Genomic DNA, 15,408 nt, shown 5'->3' with positions numbered 1-15,408 from the left:
ATGTCGGTCACCCCACCCACGCCCGTCCTTCCCGCCCAGGTCTCGCCGCCCGAGCTGAGCCTCGCCAGCGGTCACCTTGCGACCGTCGACGCCGACGTGCTCGCCGTCCCCGTGCTCACGGGCGATGACGGCAGCGCCGGCGTGCTCCTCGGCCCCGGAGCCGACGAGCTCGGCGAGCAGCTGGGTCTCGACCTGCTGGCCGTCGCCGAGCTGCACCGTCTCACCGGCGCCGTCGGCGAGACGGCGTCGGTGGTGGTGCCCGGCCCGGGGCCCGACTCCGCGGGGCGACTCGTGCTGCTCCTCGGCGCCGGCTCGGCCAGCGCCACCGACCTGCGTCGCGCGGCCGCGACGCTGGCGCGCAGCACGACCGGACGACGCCGCGTGGCCACCAGCCTCGCCTCGCTCGGCGGCGACGATGCGCTCATCGCCGTGGCGGTGGGAGCCGTGCTCGGCTCGTTCCGCTTCTCGTGGCGCTCCGCACCCGCCCCGACCGACGCCACGCCGCCGGAGCAGATCCTGCTCACCGGGGTGGCGCGCGACGCCGAACCGACGCTGCGGCGCGGCGTCGCGCTCGGTGGTGCCGGCTGGCGTGCGCGCCACCTCGCGACGGTGCCCTCGAATCTGAAGAACCCCGGGTGGCTGGCAGAGCAGGCCGCCACGATCGCCGCAGAGTCGGGACTCACCTGCGAGATCTTCGACGAAGGGCGTCTGGCCGACGAGGGGTTCGGCGGCATCCTGGGCGTCGGCCGTGCCAGTGCGTCCCCGCCCCGGCTGATCCGCCTCGACTACACCCCCGCCGGACGCCGCGCCGCCCGCAAGGCGCCGACCGTCGTGTTGGTCGGCAAGGGCATCACCTTCGACTCCGGCGGACTCTCCATCAAGCCGGCCGAGGCCATGGCCAGCATGAAGCGCGACATGACCGGCGGCGCCGTCGTGCTCGCGACGATGGCCGCGCTGGCGGCCGTCGAGTGTCCGGTGCGGGTCGTGGCGCTGGTCGCCGCGGCCGAGAACGCGGTCGGCGGTGACGCGACGCGGCCGGGTGACGTGCTGCGCCACTACGGCGGCCGCACCACCGAGGTCACGAACACCGACGCCGAGGGGCGCCTGGTGATGGCCGACGCCCTGGCCTATGCGGTCGCGAACCTGGAGCCGGCCGCGCTGGTCGACGTCGCCACGCTCACCGGTGCCATGAAGGTCGCCCTGGGGCTGCGCACGGGTGGCTTCTTCGCCGACGACGAGGCCCTCGCCTCGGCCCTCGCGGCGGCCGGCGAGGGCAGCGGCGAGCGGCTATGGCGGATGCCGCTGGTCGCCGACTACGCCGAGCGCATCGACTCGTCGGTCGCCGACAGCGACAATGCCGGTGGCTCACCGGGCGCCGTCACCGCTGCGCTGTTCCTCCAGCCCTTCACCGGCGACGTGCCGTGGGCACACCTCGACATCGCCTCCGTGGGCGACTCGGCGGGCGAGAACTTCGAGTGGACGACGGGGCCCACCGGCTTCGGAGCCCGCGCGCTGCTCACCTGGCTCGGCAGCGACGACCCGCTCGCGGGCGTCGGCGTCGGCGTCTGAGCCGAGCCCGGGCCCGGCAACCGGGGCCGGCAGCCAGGGTCGGCAGCCAGGGTCGGCCGAGGTCAGTCGGGCTGCCAGACCTTGCGGGCGGCCAGCAGGCCGTCACCCACGGGGAGCAACACGGAGACGAGGTCGTCGTGCGCGGCCATGGTGCGGCCCAGGTCGCGGATGGTGGCGGTCTCGGGGTCGCGCTGGGCGGGGTCGGCGACCCGGTCGTGCCACAGTGCGTTGTCGAAGACCACGACGCCGCCGGGGCGCAGGAGTCGCAGCGCCTCGGTGAGGTAGTCGGCGTACTCCTCCTTGTCGCCGTCGCAGAACACCAGGTCGTAGTGCCCGTCGGTGAGACGGGGGAGCACCTCGAGCGCCGCCCCGGGGATCGTGCGAGCACGTTGCGTGGGCACGCCGCCCTCGGTGAACGTCTCGCGGGCCAGCCGCTGGTGCTCGGCCTCGATGTCGACGGTGGTGAGCACGCCGTCGGCGCGCATGCCGCGCAGCAGCCACAGCCCGGAGACACCGGTGCCCGTGCCGATCTCGACCACGGCGCGGGCCTCGAGCACCGAGGCCAAGAAGCGCAGGGTGGCCCCGGCTCCCGAAGAGACCGGGACGACGCCCACCTCCTCGGCGCGGGCGCGCGCGGCGATGAGGACGTCGTCCTCGGCGATGAAGCCCTCGGCGTGGGACCAACTGCCAGCGGAGATCATGACTGTCAACCTATCGTGGTGGGCGTGTAGCCGGCCGCAGCCACACCTGGGCGATCTGCGGGAACGCGCCGGGCGCCTCGCGCGTTGTTCTCGGTGAGTGCCTCGCTGGATCACAGTCTGTTCTCAGACCGCGTTCCTAGCGTGGCTCGCGTAGAGTCACTGCCTTCCGACCCAGGAGTTGCATCCCATGGCCTCGACCCAACCCCACGACTCCACCGGCGCTGCTGCGCCCGGGGTGCCGTCGTGGGAGAACATCGTCGAGCAGCACTCCGACCGCGTCTACCGACTGGCCTACCGGCTCACCGGCAACCGGCCCGACGCCGAGGATCTCACCCAAGAGGTCTTCGTGCGGGTGTTCCGCTCGCTCGACGGCTACACGCCGGGCACGTTCGAGGGCTGGCTGCACCGCATCACCACGAACCTCTTCCTCGACCAGGCTCGTCGCAAGCAGCGGATCCGCTTCGACGCCCTCTCCGATGAGCGCGCGGCACGCCTGACCAGCGACGCGCCGGCCCCCGAGGTCGTCTACGCCGACCAGCGCTTCGACGACGACGTCGAGGCGGCCCTCTCGACGCTGCCGCCGGACTTCCGTGCTGCGGTCGTGCTCTGCGACGTCGAGGGGCTCTCCTACGACGAGATCGCCGAGATCCTGGAGGCCAAGATCGGCACCGTGCGATCTCGGATCCACCGTGGCCGCGCCATGCTGCGCAACGCGCTGGCCCACCGCGCCCCCGCACGGGGTCGCGAGCGCTTCTCGGGCCCCGTGACCGGCGCCATGCCGATCGTGGTCGACACCCAGGGGGCGCGCTCATGATCGGTCACCTCGGCAACCGAGCGAGCGCCCTGCTCGACGGAGCGCTGTCGGCGGAGGAGTCCGAACGGCTCTGGCAGCACGTCTACGGCTGTCACGCCTGCCGTGACCTCGTCGAGCGAGAGGGCTGGATCAAGACCCAGCTCTCCGGCCTGGGCGGCGCTGGCTCGGCTCCCGACCACCTCAAGGGCGCCCTGCTCGGCACGAGCCGCGGCACCCCGGACGAGCGCCGCCCCGACCCCTGGGGAGCGCGCCGGCCTCGCCGTGCGAACGGCCTCGGCGCCGCCGCGGGCATGGCTGGTGTCGCGGGCGCCGCCTTCGTGGGAGTGATGGCGCTCTCGACGTCGCCAGCGGCCGCTCCGACGATGGACCGACGGCTGCCGACCACGAGCGTGGCGGTGCCCACGGGCACCACGTCGTTCCCCGCCATCCGGCGGGCCGTTCCCTGATCCGGTCGGATGCAGCCGATCCAGCCTGGTCCAGCCGGATCCAGCCTGAGAGAGGCCGCAGCTCCGCCCGACCGGTGGGAGACGGATGACCACCCGTCGGTGATGATGGAGCCGTGAGCGAGCAGCGCCCCGACCAGCCCGACGACCCGTCGACCGCCCCGGCCGCCGGGAGCTGGGTGTCGCCCTCGCGGCCACCCGCCGATGCCTCCGGGGAGCCCAGCGCACCGGCGCCCGGGCGGGCCCCCTGGCAGTACCAGCCTCCGCCGCCCCTGCCGGCGTACCAGCCGCAGCCCGCCGCGGCGCCGGTGTCGGCGTCCTCGCAACCGGTGCGGGCGCGGCTCGGAGTGGGCAGCTGGCTCGGGATCTGCGCGCTGGCCCTGCTGCTCGGTGTCGTCGGCGGGGTGGCCGGCACGCTGGCCGTCGACGGACTGCGCGACGACGGTCCGGTCAGCGGTACGGTCGGCGGTGGGCTGGCCGGCGTCGACACGATCACCGAGCCCCCGGTGCGCGGGAACGTCAAGCAGCAAGGCGGCAGCATCAGCGCGGTGGCCTCGGCCGTCCTGCCGAGCACGGTGCAGATCATCGCCGAGTACGACGGTCAGGCGCGTGGGGCGACCGGGTCCGGGTTCGTGCTCGACAAGCAGGGGCACGTCATCACCAACAACCACGTCGTCGCCGAGGCCGCCTCCGACGACGGGCCGATCGAGATCGTCACCCAGGACGGCAAGCGCTACGACGCCACCGTCGTGGGTCGCAGCTCCGTGTACGACGTCGCGGTGCTCATCGCGAAGGATCTCGCCGGGCAGGTGCAGCCGGCGTCGCTGGGCTCGTCGGCGAACCTCGCGGTGGGCGACGGCGTCGTGGCCATCGGATCGCCCCTCGGCCTCACCGCCACCGTCACGTCGGGCATCGTCTCCGCCCTCGGGCGGCCGGTCACCACCGGCGGCCAGGACGACGAGTCCTACATCAACGCCGTGCAGACCGACGCCGCCATCAACCCCGGCAACTCCGGCGGTCCGCTGGTGAACCTGCGCGGGCAGGTGGTCGGCGTGAACTCCGCCATCGCGACCACGGGGGGCAGCCTCGGCGGCGAGGGCGGCAACATCGGTGTGGGCTTCGCCATCCCGGTGGAGCAGGTGAAGATCACCGCCGACCAGATCCTGCGCACCGGGGAGGCGCGCTACCCCGTGATCGGCGCCCAGGTGCGCACGGGTGGCGGGGAGGGCGACGGGGCGCAGATCGTCAAGGTCAACGACGGCAGTGCGGCGCAGGAGGCCGGACTCGAGAAGGGCGACCGAGTCATCACCGTCGACGGCACCCGGGTCACCGACGGCATCTCGCTCATCGTCTCGATCCGCAGCCACCAGCCGGGCGAGACGGTGACGTTCGGCGTCGTCCGCGACGGTGAGCAGGTCGACGTCGACGTCGACCTCGAGTCCGAGGTGGGCTGACTCCTCCGGGTCGCGGGATGGCGTGTCAGTCGCGCTCGGCCTCGACGTAGGGGTGCTCGTCGACGAACGTGCGGGTCTGGTCGTACATGTGGGAGATGAACTCCTCCAGCTTCTCAGACTCCACCCGCCACTGGCCGCGCCCGCCGATCTTGATCGCCGGTAGCTCGCCGCGCCGCACCAGGGCGTAGACCTGGGCGCTGGAGGTGTTGAGCACCTCGGCCACGTCGGCGAGGGTGAGGAATCGGGGCGAGCCGGCCATGGCCCCATGGTGACATCACCGGTTCGGATCCGGGCGACCGGCGGTGCCGCCTGTGGACGACCAGGTGGATTTTCCTCCCGGTCGGGGAAGGATCGGCCCCATGAGTCTCGGGACCACGACCACGGCGCGCACCTCGGCCACCGGCGCGGCCAGCTCCGGCGCACCACCCGCCCAGCGGGTCAGCACACCCGGGTGGCGCGACTCCCGGCTGTGGATCGGTGTCGTGGTGCTCGCGGCCTCGGTGGTCCTGGGCGCGAAGCTGATCGCGAGCGCCGACGACACCGTCGCCGTGTGGGCCGCCGGCAGCGACCTGGTGCCCGGCCAGTCCCTGAGTGCCGACGACCTCGTCGCCACGCGGGTCCGCTTCGCCGATGCCGACGATCTCGATGGCTACCTGCGCGCCTCCGATCCGCTGCCCGCCCGCGGCACGCTCCTGCGTGCCGTCGACGCGGGAGAGCTGGTGCCCGCGGCTGCGCTGGGCGAGCGAGGCACCGGCGGCACGCTGTCGGTGCCCATCGCCGTCGCGCCCGAGCAGATGACGGCCGGTCTCGAGCCAGGCGATGTCGTCAACGTCTACCTCGTCGCCGGCAAGGCGCGCGGCTTCGACCCGGGCGATCCGGTGCTCGAGAGCGTCGCGGTGGTGCAGGCGCAGAGTCCGGGTGAGGGTTTCGGCTCCTCGGGCCAGGTGCGGGTCACCGTGTCGACGACGAGCGACGACGCGTCTCGCTTCTACTCCCTGCTCGGGCGCCTCACCGACCCGCAGGTCTTCGTGGTGGCCCAGTCGTGAACTCGCCCGTGAGTCGCGGCGCGAGCCCGGTCGTCGCGCTGGTCGCGGCCTCGGGCGCCTCCTGGGAGACTGCCGTACTCGAGGTGCTCGACACGGCCGCCGGCGTGGTCGTGCTCAAGCGTTGCGTCGACCTCGACGACCTCCTGGCCAGCGCGGCGTCGGGGCAGGCCGACGCGGCCGTCGTCGGCATCGATGCACACGGCCTCGACGCCGCGGCGCTCGATCTGCTGGCCCGCCACGGCGTGGTCGTCGTCGCCGTGGTGCCCGAACACATCGCCGACGAGCGCGCTCGCGAGCGCGGGGCCCGCGTGGGTCTGCGGCACCTCGTCCCCGAGTCCGGTCTCGCGAGCCTGCCCGAGATCCTCGGCAGCGCGCGCTCGGAGGGTGGCCGGGGCGCCTCGCGGCCGCCCGAGTCCGCGAAGCACCCGAGCGGCGATGAGGCAGAGATCCCCTCGACCACACCCTCGTCTCGGTACCGGCCCGGGAGGGTCGTCGTGGTGTGGGGTCCGGCGGGTGCGCCCGGGCGCACCACGGTGGCGGCCGGCCTCGCGGCTGCGGTGGCCGACCGTGATCGCATCGCGACGCTCGTCGACGCCGACCCGTGGGGAGGTGCCGTCGCCCAGCAGCTCGGCATCCTCGACGAGGTGTCCGGCCTGCTGGCTGCCACCCGGCTGGTGACGCGCGGGAACCTCGGCGAGGGGCTCGACTCCGTGCAGCGCAGCCTCAACCCCACGCTGCGCGTGGTCACGGGGCTGCCACGCGCGGAACGGTGGAGCGAGGTGCGCGCCGGTGTGCTCGAGCAGCTGCTCGAGGCCACGCGGGCGCGCGGTGAGGTCGTCGTCGACACGGGCTTCTGCCTCGAGGACGACGCGAGCTCGGGGGTCGGCGTCCGCTCCAGCCGCAACGGACTGACCCTCGAGGCGCTCGGGACGGCCGACGACCTGGTGGTGGTCGGCACCGCCGACCCCGTCGGTCTGGCCCGGCTCGCGCGGGGACTGGTCGACGTGGCCGGGTTGGTGCGGCCAGGTACCGCAGTGCATGTGGTGGTCAACCGGATGCGCTCCACACTGGGCTGGTCGCAACAGGAGGTCGAGCAGATGGTGCGGGGCTTCACCCGCGTCGAATCGCTCACCTTCGTGCCCGACGATCGGTCGGCGGTCGACCGGGCGCTGGTGACCGGCAGGTCGGTCGTCGAGCAGCCCGACGCGCCGTGTGCCCGAGCGTTGGGCGACCTGGTCGACGTGCTGGTCGGGGCGCCGTCCGGGCCCGGTCGCGGCGGGGCGACGGTCAGGCGGCGAAGAGCAGGTAGAGCCCGCCGACGGTGAACCCCACCATGGCCACGAGCAGCGGCAACTGCCCGGTGAGCTGGTGCCGGGCGGGCAGCAGCTTGATCGCCCGGTCGTGCGCGGCGACGACGCCCACGACGTGACCGAGCACGACGAACGCGACCTTGCCCGAGGCGAGCAGCGAGGGGTGGTAGGAGATCCAGTAGTTGACGGTGAGGTTCGCCGTGCCGAGGTAGTCGGCGCCGCTCGAGAGCGGGTCGCTGGCCTTGATGAGGGTGTCCTGCCCGAACTCGTACCAGTACGAGAAGTAGTGCGCCATCACGTAGCCGACGATGATCGGCACGACCGAGTGGGCGAAGAGCATCGGCAGCTCGCGGCGACGCTGCCCCTTCTCGACCCCGGTGGTCATCGTGCCCACGGCGAGCACGACGCCGACCCCGACGCAGAACGCGACGAGGGCCACGTTGTTGGCGATGAACGCGCCGTGGGTGTGGGAGGCGATGACGTCGGTGCCCTGGAGCACCCGGATCCACGGAGTCGACTCGCGGAAGGAGTCGAAGGCGGTCGAGCCGAAGAGCACCGACACGACGGCGAGCAGGCCGACGTCCGGCACGACGGTGTTGAGGTTCGCCAAGGGCGAGGTGACACACAGCCGACCCTCGCGCACCCGCCAGATCGACAGCTTGGCCACGAGCGAGGAGTACACCTCGAAGGGGTCGCCGCGCTCGAACCACCGGGTGCCGAACAGCGCGCCACCGAGCAGCATGAGCGCGACGTACACCGCGCACCAGAGGCGCACCGGCCCCAGGTCGGTCTCGTGCGGGTACACGAGCTCCAGCCAGACGAAGGCGAACAGCCCGCCGGCCGCCGGCCAGTAGCCCAGCCAGGAGGGGTAGTCGAAGAGGCCCTGGTCGGGGTCGGAGCCCGAGACCTTCGCGAAGAGCAGGTTGATCGTGCGCACCGGGCTGATCGCCTTCCACACCGGTCCGAGTACCAGCGAGAACGGCACCAGGCCGACCCACCACCACACGTACACCATGCCGAAGAACGGATTGGTGAGCAGATCCTGGCCGAACACGGCCGCGAAGGCGCCCCAGCCCACGACGAGGACGCCGACGACGCGCATGGTCGCGCGCCACGGGGTGGACAGCACGACGGCGCCCAGGCGTGGCACCGGTCGACCGTCGACGGCGGCGTCGTAGCGCGGCTTGCGCCAGGCCAGCGCGAGCACCGTGAACGACACCGTGAGGGCGGCGACGGCCCCGGCGATGGCCAGCTCGGTCGGGATCGGCAGATCCTTCGATCCACCGATGCCGTGCAGGGGGAGCGCAGGTGGCGCCAGGAGGGGCGCCAGGAGCGAGGTCACGACACCTCGAGCTGCACGATCACCTGGTCGAGCGAGTGCGACTCGACCTCGACGATGCCCGGCTTGTCGATGGTGAGGTCGTGCTCGGAGGTGCCGGCGTCGTACTCGATCTCCTGCTCGGGGGTCGAGTGCACGTGGATCTCGCCCGGCTCGTCGGCCTTCACGTGCAGTTCGACCGTCTGCCCGACCGCCACCTTCACCCGGTCGCCCGAGGGAGTGACGGTGCTGCCGGAGAACGTGATGTCGATGAGGACCGGCTCGTCGGATGCATCGCTGCCGGGGTCGTCGCTGCTGTCGCTGCCGCACCCGGCGAGCGCCAGCACACAGGCGAGCGGGAGGAGGACGGCCAGGATCTTGCGCACGAGAGCACACCTTTCATGTCGGGTGCCGAGGCAGCCCGGAGGGTCGCTGCCACGATCCCACACCGCCGAAACGGCCCGAAACCCGTGTGCAGGTGGGCTGCGACACTGCCCTCGGAGCGCTCGGGTGACACAATCGCCCGCGGACCACGGGTCGGCCATGGGGAGCCGGCCCGCGACGAAAGGTGCGGAGCATGAGCGAGCGGCTGCGGCCGCGCGACCTCGTCTTCCTCGACGAGGAGACGCCCTCGACGCCGATGCACAACGCGACCGTGGAGATCTTCGAGCCCGGCGGCTCCGGGTTCGACTACGACCGGCTCGTCACGCTCATCGGTGATCGCATCTCCTTCGTGCCGCGCTATCGCCAGGTGGTGCAGCAGGTTCCCGGTCGGCTGGCGAACCCGGTGTGGGTCGACGACCCGGACTTCGACATCGGCTATCACGTGCGCCGCTCCGCGCTGCCGCGACCCGGCACCCGCGAGCAGTTGCGCGACCTGGTCGCCCGGATCGTCTCCCGGCCGCTGGACCGGGCGCGTCCGCTGTGGGAGATCTACATGATCGAGGGGCTGGAGAACGGCCAGTTCGCGCTCCTCTACAAGTCCCATCAGGCCCTCGTCGACGGCGTCTCGACGGTCGACATCGGGCAGGTGCTGCTCGACGTCGGCCCCACACCGAAGGAACTCGGCGCCGACGAGTGGCGACCGCGACGGCCTCCCTCGGCTGCTGGGCTCGTGCGTGGTGCCGTCGTCGAGTCGCTGACCCGCCCTCGGACGGCGGCCGAGACGCTGCGGGCCCGCACGGCCGACGCCGTGCGCACGGCCGACCACGCCGCCGAGCGAGTCGGACGCGCCGGCAGCGCGGTGCTCGGGCGTTTGCCCGAGCGGGAGGGCCCCATCACCGGGCGCCATAGCCAGCAGCGCCGGGTCGTCTCGGTGTTCACCGAGCTCTCGGACTACCGGTTGGTGCGCGCCGCCCACGGCGGCACGATCAACGACGTGGTGCTCGCCACCGTCACCGGCGGCATCCGCGGGTGGCTGATGGCGCGGCACGAGTCGCTGGGCGGGTTGCGCAGGATCCGTGCGGTCGCCCCGGTCTCGGTCATCGACGCCGAGCTCGAGGCCACCTCGCTGGGCACCCAGATCGCACCGCACCTGGTCGAGTTGCCCGTGGGCGAGCCGAGCCCGGTGGTGCGGCTGCACCAGGTGTCGTACTCGTTCAAGGTGCACAAGGACACCGGCCGCGGGGTCGCGGCCAACCGGCTGGCCGGCATCGCCGGCTTCGCGCCCACCACCTTCCACGCCATCGGCTCGCGGGTCGCCGCGGCCGAGGCGGGTCGTGGCTTCCAGCTCGCCGTGACCAACGTGCCCGGGCCGCAGTCGCCGCTCTACGCGGCGGGGGCGCGGATGGCACAGAGCTACCCGGTGCCGCCGCTGCTCGAGGGACACCTGCTGGCCATCGGCGTGACCTCCTACGACGGGGGCGTCGCCTACGGCATCACCGCCGATCGCGACGCCGTGCCCGATGCCGACGTGTTGGGCCAGTGCATCTCCGAGGCGCTCGCCGAGCTCGTCGACACCGCGACGGACGCCCGGCCCAAGGTGCCGCGTGGGCGCAAGCGTCCGAGCAAGAGCTCGACGAAGAAGCCGGTGCAGAACCCGTGACGCGCGTCTACGTCCCGGCCACGGTCGCATCGTTGGCGCAGTTCCACGCCGAAGGCCGCGTACCCACCTCTGGTGGCGTCGTCCCCGACGACGAGTCGGAGGACGCCGAGTACGCCGCACTGCTCACCGCCGCCGACGCCTCCGCCGCGCTCGTGGCCGCGGCCCACGCTGAATCTGCCGGTGGCGCACGCCGCGAATCTGCCGGTGGCGCACGCCGCGTCGTGGTCGTGGTCGACGTGGCAGTGGTCGAGGCTGACGCGGAGGTGCCCTGGCCCGAGGTCGCCGCGGTGCACGTGGACACCGACGAGCACCCCGACCCCGACGACGACCTCGGCTGGTACGCCACCCAGGAGATCCCCCACCTGCTGGCCGATCTCCGCTGACCTGCCACGAGTTTTCGGGTGACCTGCCACGAGTTTTCAGGTGACCTGCCACGAGTTTTCAGGTGACCTGCCACGAGTTTTCCGGTGACCCGTCGCTGATTTCGGTGTCGTCCGGACGGTGAGTGACGGCTCGGTTGAAAACTCGCGACGGGTCACGTGAAAGTTGGCGACGGGTCAGCGGAAAACTCGCGACGGGTCGGCGTTTCGGGTGGGTGGGGGGTTCTCGCTATGGTCGCGGGCATGGACGCGATCAGCTTTCCGCCGGCACCCGTCAACGAGCCGAACCTGCACTACGCGCCCGGCTCGCCCGAGCGCGAGGCGCTGATCACCGAGATCGCGAAGCTCGAGGGCGAGCAGCGTGAGCTGCCGGCCTACATCGGCGGGGAGTGGCGTCCGGGTGGCGGCGAGGAGATGTCGGTCGTGCAGCCGCACGACCACGCTCACGTGCTGGGCGTCATGCGCAACAGCACCCGAGACGACGCCCAGGCGGCGATCGACGCAGCCCTCGAGGCCGCTCCGGCCTGGCGTGCGATGCCGTTCGACGAGCGCTGCGCGATCATCCTCAAGGCGGCCGACCTGCTGGCCGGTCCCTGGCGCCAGAGGCTGAACGCGGCCACCGTGCTGGGTCAGTCGAAGACCGCGTTCCAGGCCGAGATCGACTCCGCCTGCGAGCTGATCGACTTCTGGCGCTTCAACGTGCACTACGCCAAGCAGATCCTCACCGACCAGCCGATCGCGAACAGCCCCGGCATCTGGAACCGCACCGACCACCGCCCGCTCGAGGGCTTCGTCTACGCGATCACGCCGTTCAACTTCACCGCCATCGCGGGCAACCTGCCCACCGCGCCGGCGCTCATGGGCAACACTGTGGTCTGGAAGCCCAGCCCCACCCAGCAGCTGGCCGCGAGCCTGACGATGGAGCTGCTCGAAGAGGCTGGCATGCCGCCGGGCGTCATCAACATGCTGCCCGGCGACGGCTTGGCCGTCAGCGAGGTTGCTCTGCCGCACCGCGACCTGGCCGGCATCCATTTCACCGGCTCCACCCCGACCTTCCAGCACCTCTGGCGCACGGTCGGCGAGAACATCGCGAACTACCGCTCCTACCCCCGCATCGTGGGCGAGACCGGCGGCAAGGACTTCATCGTCGCCCACCCCTCGGCCGACCCCGCCGTGCTCCGGACGGCGATGGTGCGCGGCGCGTTCGAGTTCTCCGGCCAGAAGTGCTCGGCGGCCTCGCGCGCCTATGTGCCCCGGTCGATCTGGGACACGCTGAAGGACGAGCTGGTCGTCGAGGTCGAGGGCATCTCGATGGGCGACCCCACCGACCTCTCCCACTTCATGGGTGCCGTCATCGACGCCCGTGCCTTCGCCAAGCACAAGGCGGCCATCGAGCGGGCGCACGCCACCGACGGTCTCGAGGTCGTCGCCGGCGGTCAGTGCGACGACTCGGTCGGCTACTTCGTGCGTCCCACCGTGATCGAGATCGACGATCCGGCCGACGAGATGTTCAGCACCGAGTACTTCGGTCCGATCCTGGCCGTGCACGTCTACGACGATGCCGACTTCGAGTCGGTCGTCGAGCAGATGGAGTCGGTGGCCTCCTACGCCCTGACCGGCGCGATCATCGCCCAGGACCGCGCCGTGATCGCGTGGGCCCGCAAGACGCTGCGGTTCGCGGCCGGCAACTTCTACATCAACGACAAGCCCACCGGTGCCGTCGTGGGGCAGCAGCCCTTCGGGGGCGGTCGGGCCTCGGGCACGAACGACAAGGCCGGCGCCGCGGTCAACCTGCTGCGCTGGACGAGCCCGCGCTCGATCAAGGAGACGTTCGTGCCGCCCACCGACTACCGCTACCCCTACATGGGCTGAGCGTGATGACCTCGGTGCTCGCCCCGTGGGTGGTCGCCCCGCTCCTGGTGACCCCGCTCCTGACGGTCCTGCACCTCGGTGCACTGCACCCGGTCGAGAAGGTGCTCACCCTGGCGCTGGCCTTCGGGCCGTTCGTCGTGCTGGGCGTCGTGATCGCGGTGCGGCGGCGGCAGGAGGACGGCGGCTCAGCCGGCGGCAGCCCAGAGCCGGCGCGCCGTCGCACCGAGGGGTGAGATCAGCTCGCGGTCGACGTCCTGACCGAGCTGGCGCAACGACTTCGGCACGGTCGTGTCGATGCCCACGGTGAAGCACATCTGGTCGGTGAGGTCGGGGGACTGGGCGGCGACCTGGGAGTCGAGGCAGTAGCGGTGGCCACCGACCTCGGCGTAGGCCGCATCGTTGACCACGGCGAAAGCGGCCACGATGGTGACGGGTGCCGCGAGAGCGATGGCGATGGAGCGGGGGGACATGCCCCTCTCAACGAGGCGATGCCCCCGGGGTCATCCTGGTAAAGACCACTCCCAGGGGTCGGGCCCGGCGCGCCCTCAGTGGGCGAGGTACTCCCGGCCGACCTTGTTCTCGGTCTTCAGGGCCTTGAGCAGCATGTCGCCGACCAGCCCCTCGATCTTGCCGCCGACCAGGGGGATGCTCACCTTGACCGTGAGGTCGACGGTCTCGGTGGTGCGCCCACCGGACTCCCTGACCTTCGCCGTGCCCGACATCTGACCCGGCTTGCCGGGGATGGTGACCTCGATGTCGGCCGCGGGGCCGCTCCAGGTCTCGTGCTGCACGATGTTGATCTCGCTGCCCACGAACTTGGTGGCGAACGACGGGATGCCCTGCGCCGTCTGCACCTGGTCGATGTGCACCTCGAACCGCTCGCCCTCGCCGTCGACGGTGACGGTGTGCCGCAGCACGTGCTGGGCCTCGCACACGCGCTCCCGGAAGGCCGGGTCGGCCAGCATCGCCAGCACCCGCTCGGCTGGTGCGTCGTAGGTGAGGTCGTGGGTGATGCGCTTGCTCAACGTCGTGCTCCCTCGATCGGCGGTGCGGCGATCAGCATCGTAGAGGTCAGTGCTCGGCGAGCCAGGCCTCGGCCACGTGCTGCTCCCCGTCGAGACCGTCGGTGAGGTTCTGCGCCATCAGCTTCTCGAGCTTGCCGCCCACCACGGGCACCTTCACCTTCAGCTCGAGGTCGTGGACGACGACGCTCGCGGCGCCGCGGGCCTCGATGCGCACGGTGCCCGACGTCGTCACCGGCTTGCCCGGGGTGTCGAGGTGCCACGTGCCGCTGTGCGCGTCGTCCCACTCCTCGGTGAGGATCACGTGCGTGGTCTCGCCCGCGATCTTCTGGGCGATGGCAGGCAGACCGGCAGTGTTCTGCACCTGATCCATGACGAGGTGGAAGCCGGCGCCGCGCGGCTCGAGTGTGGTCTCGTGGGAGACCACGCCCCCGGACTCGAGCACCCGCTCGCGATAGGCGGGGTCGCTGAGCATGGCGAAGACGGCGTCCGGAGCCGCGTCGAGCGGCATCTCGTGGGTCAGCTGCATGCGACGCATCCAACACCCTGCGTCGCGGGCGCGCCACACGGTGTGGCGCAGTAACGTCGGCGCGTGACGCAGCCCGAGGAGACCTTCGTCCGATTCGGCGAGCAGGGGTACGGCGAGCAGGGGGAGCAGCTGACCTACGGCTCCTACCTGCGGCTGCCGCAGCTGCTCTCGGCGCAGGTGCCGGAGTCGGATCCGCCGGCGCACGACGAGTTGCTCTTCATCACGATCCACCAGGTCTACGAGCTGTGGTTCGCCCAGCTGCTGCACGAGGTGGGGGCCGTGCGGGACGCGATGCTGGCCGGGGCCCGCGGGGGCCGGCTGTGGCTCGCTCAGCACCTGCTCGGGCGGGTGCACGTGATCGAGCGGCTGCTGGTGCAGCAGGTCGACGTGCTCGAGACGATGACCCCGCAGGACTTCGGCGAGTTCCGGCAGCGACTGGCGCCGGCGAGCGGTTTCCAGTCCGTGCAGTTCCGCGAGCTGGAGTTCGTCTCGGGTGCGAAGGACGCCGGCTACCTCGACCGGTTCCGCGGTCTCACCGACGCCGAGCAGCGGCGGCTGGAGGGCCGGCTCACCGAGCCGACGCTGTGGGACGGCTTCGTCGCCGCCCTGGCCTCGACCGGCCTGCCGGCCGGCAACGATGCGGAGGTGTCGTCGTCCCTGCGTGCGGTGGCCCGCGACCGCGACCGGCACGCAGTCGTGTGGGCCTTGGCCGAGGCGCTGCTCCAGCACGACGAGCTGGCGGCGTCGTGGCGGGCGCGGCACGTGGTGATGGTCGAGCGGATGATCGGCGCGAAGTCCGGCACGGGCGGCTCGTCGGGCTCGGCGTACCTGCGCACGCGGCTGCCGCTCCAGTACTACCCGGTGCTCTGGGAGCTGCGCAGCAGCCTCTGACCCCGCAGCAGCCTC

18 protein-coding genes are annotated in these 15,408 nt (G+C 71.9%); 11 read left to right on the top strand and 7 right to left on the bottom strand.

Annotation, left to right across the window (positions count from 1 at the left end):
• On the top strand, nt 1–1,569 hold the full coding sequence (locus ISG29_RS11790) for a leucyl aminopeptidase family protein (protein ID WP_194503636.1): 1,569 nt from the start codon (nt 1–3) through the stop codon (nt 1,567–1,569).
• 62 nt (nt 1,570–1,631) lie between these two features.
• Here the strand turns inward: ISG29_RS11790 and ISG29_RS11785 are convergent, their stop codons facing one another.
• Nucleotides 1,632–2,270 carry an O-methyltransferase gene (locus ISG29_RS11785; RefSeq protein ID WP_194503635.1) on the bottom strand — a complete coding sequence of 213 codons (639 nt, stop codon included), beginning with the start codon at nt 2,268–2,270 and terminating at the stop codon, nt 1,632–1,634.
• A gap of 187 nt (nt 2,271–2,457) precedes the next feature.
• Here ISG29_RS11785 and sigE point away from each other — a divergent pair, with 187 nt between their 5' ends.
• From sigE to ISG29_RS11770, 3 genes are all read left to right on the top strand, one after another.
• Nucleotides 2,458–3,084, top strand: coding sequence for an RNA polymerase sigma factor SigE (sigE, locus tag ISG29_RS11780; protein WP_194503634.1), 627 nt, complete (start codon nt 2,458–2,460; stop codon nt 3,082–3,084).
• The gene (locus tag ISG29_RS11775) at nt 3,081–3,530 is read left to right on the top strand and encodes an anti-sigma factor (protein ID WP_194503633.1); all 450 of its coding nucleotides are present in this window, start codon (nt 3,081–3,083) and stop codon (nt 3,528–3,530) included. The genes sigE and ISG29_RS11775 overlap by 4 nt, the downstream gene beginning before the upstream one ends.
• Nucleotides 3,531–3,643: 113 nt before the next feature.
• Nucleotides 3,644–4,981, top strand: coding sequence for a S1C family serine protease (locus ISG29_RS11770; protein ID WP_194503632.1), 1,338 nt, complete (start codon nt 3,644–3,646; stop codon nt 4,979–4,981).
• A gap of 25 nt (nt 4,982–5,006) precedes the next feature.
• On the opposite strand, the gene ISG29_RS11765 is transcribed toward ISG29_RS11770, so the two are convergent.
• Nucleotides 5,007–5,240, bottom strand: a complete 234-nt coding sequence (locus ISG29_RS11765) for a helix-turn-helix domain-containing protein (protein WP_194503631.1) — start codon at nt 5,238–5,240, stop codon at nt 5,007–5,009.
• Nucleotides 5,241–5,340: 100 nt separating this feature from the next.
• Between ISG29_RS11765 and ISG29_RS11760 the strand changes: the two genes are divergently transcribed.
• Nucleotides 5,341–6,027 carry a CpaB family protein gene (locus ISG29_RS11760; protein WP_194503630.1) on the top strand — a complete coding sequence of 229 codons (687 nt, stop codon included), beginning with the start codon at nt 5,341–5,343 and terminating at the stop codon, nt 6,025–6,027.
• Complete coding sequence (locus ISG29_RS11755) at nt 6,024–7,352, top strand: AAA family ATPase (protein ID WP_194503629.1); 1,329 nt, start codon at nt 6,024–6,026, stop codon at nt 7,350–7,352. The genes ISG29_RS11760 and ISG29_RS11755 overlap by 4 nt, the downstream gene beginning before the upstream one ends.
• On the opposite strand, the gene ISG29_RS11750 is transcribed toward ISG29_RS11755, so the two are convergent.
• Both ISG29_RS11750 and ISG29_RS11745 read right to left on the bottom strand, forming a co-directional pair.
• Nucleotides 7,315–8,679, bottom strand: coding sequence for a hypothetical protein (locus ISG29_RS11750; protein WP_328828891.1), 1,365 nt, complete (start codon nt 8,677–8,679; stop codon nt 7,315–7,317). The two genes, ISG29_RS11755 and ISG29_RS11750, sit on opposite strands and share 38 nt — an antisense overlap.
• Entirely contained in the window at nt 8,676–9,041 is a 366-nt protein-coding gene (locus tag ISG29_RS11745; protein WP_328828888.1) for a hypothetical protein, read from the bottom strand. Before ISG29_RS11745 ends, ISG29_RS11750 begins: the two co-directional genes overlap by 4 nt.
• A 191-nt stretch (nt 9,042–9,232) precedes the next feature.
• Between ISG29_RS11745 and ISG29_RS11740 the strand changes: the two genes are divergently transcribed.
• From ISG29_RS11740 to ISG29_RS11725, 4 genes are all read left to right on the top strand, one after another.
• Nucleotides 9,233–10,699, top strand: coding sequence for a WS/DGAT/MGAT family O-acyltransferase (locus ISG29_RS11740; protein WP_194503628.1), 1,467 nt, complete (start codon nt 9,233–9,235; stop codon nt 10,697–10,699).
• Nucleotides 10,696–11,082: a DUF6912 family protein gene (locus ISG29_RS11735; protein WP_194503627.1), complete on the top strand. Its 387-nt coding sequence runs from the start codon at nt 10,696–10,698 to the stop codon at nt 11,080–11,082. The genes ISG29_RS11740 and ISG29_RS11735 overlap by 4 nt, the downstream gene beginning before the upstream one ends.
• 240 nt (nt 11,083–11,322) lie before the next feature.
• Nucleotides 11,323–12,951: an L-glutamate gamma-semialdehyde dehydrogenase gene (pruA, locus tag ISG29_RS11730; protein ID WP_194503626.1), complete on the top strand. Its 1,629-nt coding sequence runs from the start codon at nt 11,323–11,325 to the stop codon at nt 12,949–12,951.
• A 5-nt stretch (nt 12,952–12,956) separates the two neighbouring features.
• Entirely contained in the window at nt 12,957–13,184 is a 228-nt protein-coding gene (locus tag ISG29_RS11725) for a hypothetical protein (RefSeq protein WP_194503625.1), read from the top strand.
• On the opposite strand, the gene ISG29_RS11720 is transcribed toward ISG29_RS11725, so the two are convergent.
• From ISG29_RS11720 to ISG29_RS11710, 3 genes are all read right to left on the bottom strand, one after another.
• A complete protein-coding gene (locus ISG29_RS11720; RefSeq protein WP_194503624.1) occupies nt 13,137–13,421 on the bottom strand; it encodes a hypothetical protein in 285 nt (94 codons plus the stop codon). The genes ISG29_RS11725 and ISG29_RS11720 overlap by 48 nt on opposite strands.
• A 75-nt stretch (nt 13,422–13,496) precedes the next feature.
• The gene (locus tag ISG29_RS11715) at nt 13,497–13,976 is read right to left on the bottom strand and encodes a DUF2505 domain-containing protein (RefSeq protein ID WP_194503623.1); all 480 of its coding nucleotides are present in this window, start codon (nt 13,974–13,976) and stop codon (nt 13,497–13,499) included.
• A 46-nt stretch (nt 13,977–14,022) separates the two neighbouring features.
• On the bottom strand, nt 14,023–14,502 hold the full coding sequence (locus ISG29_RS11710) for a DUF2505 domain-containing protein (RefSeq protein WP_194503622.1): 480 nt from the start codon (nt 14,500–14,502) through the stop codon (nt 14,023–14,025).
• Nucleotides 14,503–14,565: 63 nt separating this feature from the next.
• On the opposite strand from ISG29_RS11710, the gene ISG29_RS11705 reads away from it, so the two are divergent.
• Complete coding sequence (locus ISG29_RS11705; protein ID WP_194503621.1) at nt 14,566–15,393, top strand: tryptophan 2,3-dioxygenase; 828 nt, start codon at nt 14,566–14,568, stop codon at nt 15,391–15,393.
• Nucleotides 15,394–15,408: the final 15 nt, after the last annotated feature.

Origin of the sequence: Nocardioides acrostichi (genome assembly GCF_015319165.1) — a bacterium.
GTDB lineage: Bacteria > Actinomycetota > Actinomycetes > Propionibacteriales > Nocardioidaceae > Nocardioides > Nocardioides acrostichi.
Note: the sequence above shows the minus strand (reverse complement) of the source record. Positions and strands in the feature narration are given on the sequence as shown.

Excerpts from the sequence above, each read along its gene's own strand:
- ISG29_RS11790 (WP_194503636.1), top strand. The coding sequence starts at position 1 with ATGTCGGTCACCCCACCCACGCCCGTCCTTCCCGCCCAGGTCTCGCCG.
- ISG29_RS11785 (WP_194503635.1), bottom strand. The coding sequence starts at position 2,270 with ATGATCTCCGCTGGCAGTTGGTCCCACGCCGAGGGCTTCATCGCCGAG.
- ISG29_RS11740 (WP_194503628.1), top strand. The coding sequence starts at position 9,233 with ATGAGCGAGCGGCTGCGGCCGCGCGACCTCGTCTTCCTCGACGAGGAG.
- ISG29_RS11710 (WP_194503622.1), bottom strand. The coding sequence starts at position 14,502 with ATGCAGCTGACCCACGAGATGCCGCTCGACGCGGCTCCGGACGCCGTC.
- ISG29_RS11775 (WP_194503633.1), top strand. The coding sequence starts at position 3,081 with ATGATCGGTCACCTCGGCAACCGAGCGAGCGCCCTGCTCGACGGAGCG.
- ISG29_RS11720 (WP_194503624.1), bottom strand. The coding sequence starts at position 13,421 with ATGTCCCCCCGCTCCATCGCCATCGCTCTCGCGGCACCCGTCACCATC.
- ISG29_RS11765 (WP_194503631.1), bottom strand. The coding sequence starts at position 5,240 with ATGGCCGGCTCGCCCCGATTCCTCACCCTCGCCGACGTGGCCGAGGTG.
- ISG29_RS11760 (WP_194503630.1), top strand. The coding sequence starts at position 5,341 with ATGAGTCTCGGGACCACGACCACGGCGCGCACCTCGGCCACCGGCGCG.
- pruA (WP_194503626.1), top strand. The coding sequence starts at position 11,323 with ATGGACGCGATCAGCTTTCCGCCGGCACCCGTCAACGAGCCGAACCTG.
- sigE (WP_194503634.1), top strand. The coding sequence starts at position 2,458 with ATGGCCTCGACCCAACCCCACGACTCCACCGGCGCTGCTGCGCCCGGG.
- ISG29_RS11725 (WP_194503625.1), top strand. The coding sequence starts at position 12,957 with ATGACCTCGGTGCTCGCCCCGTGGGTGGTCGCCCCGCTCCTGGTGACC.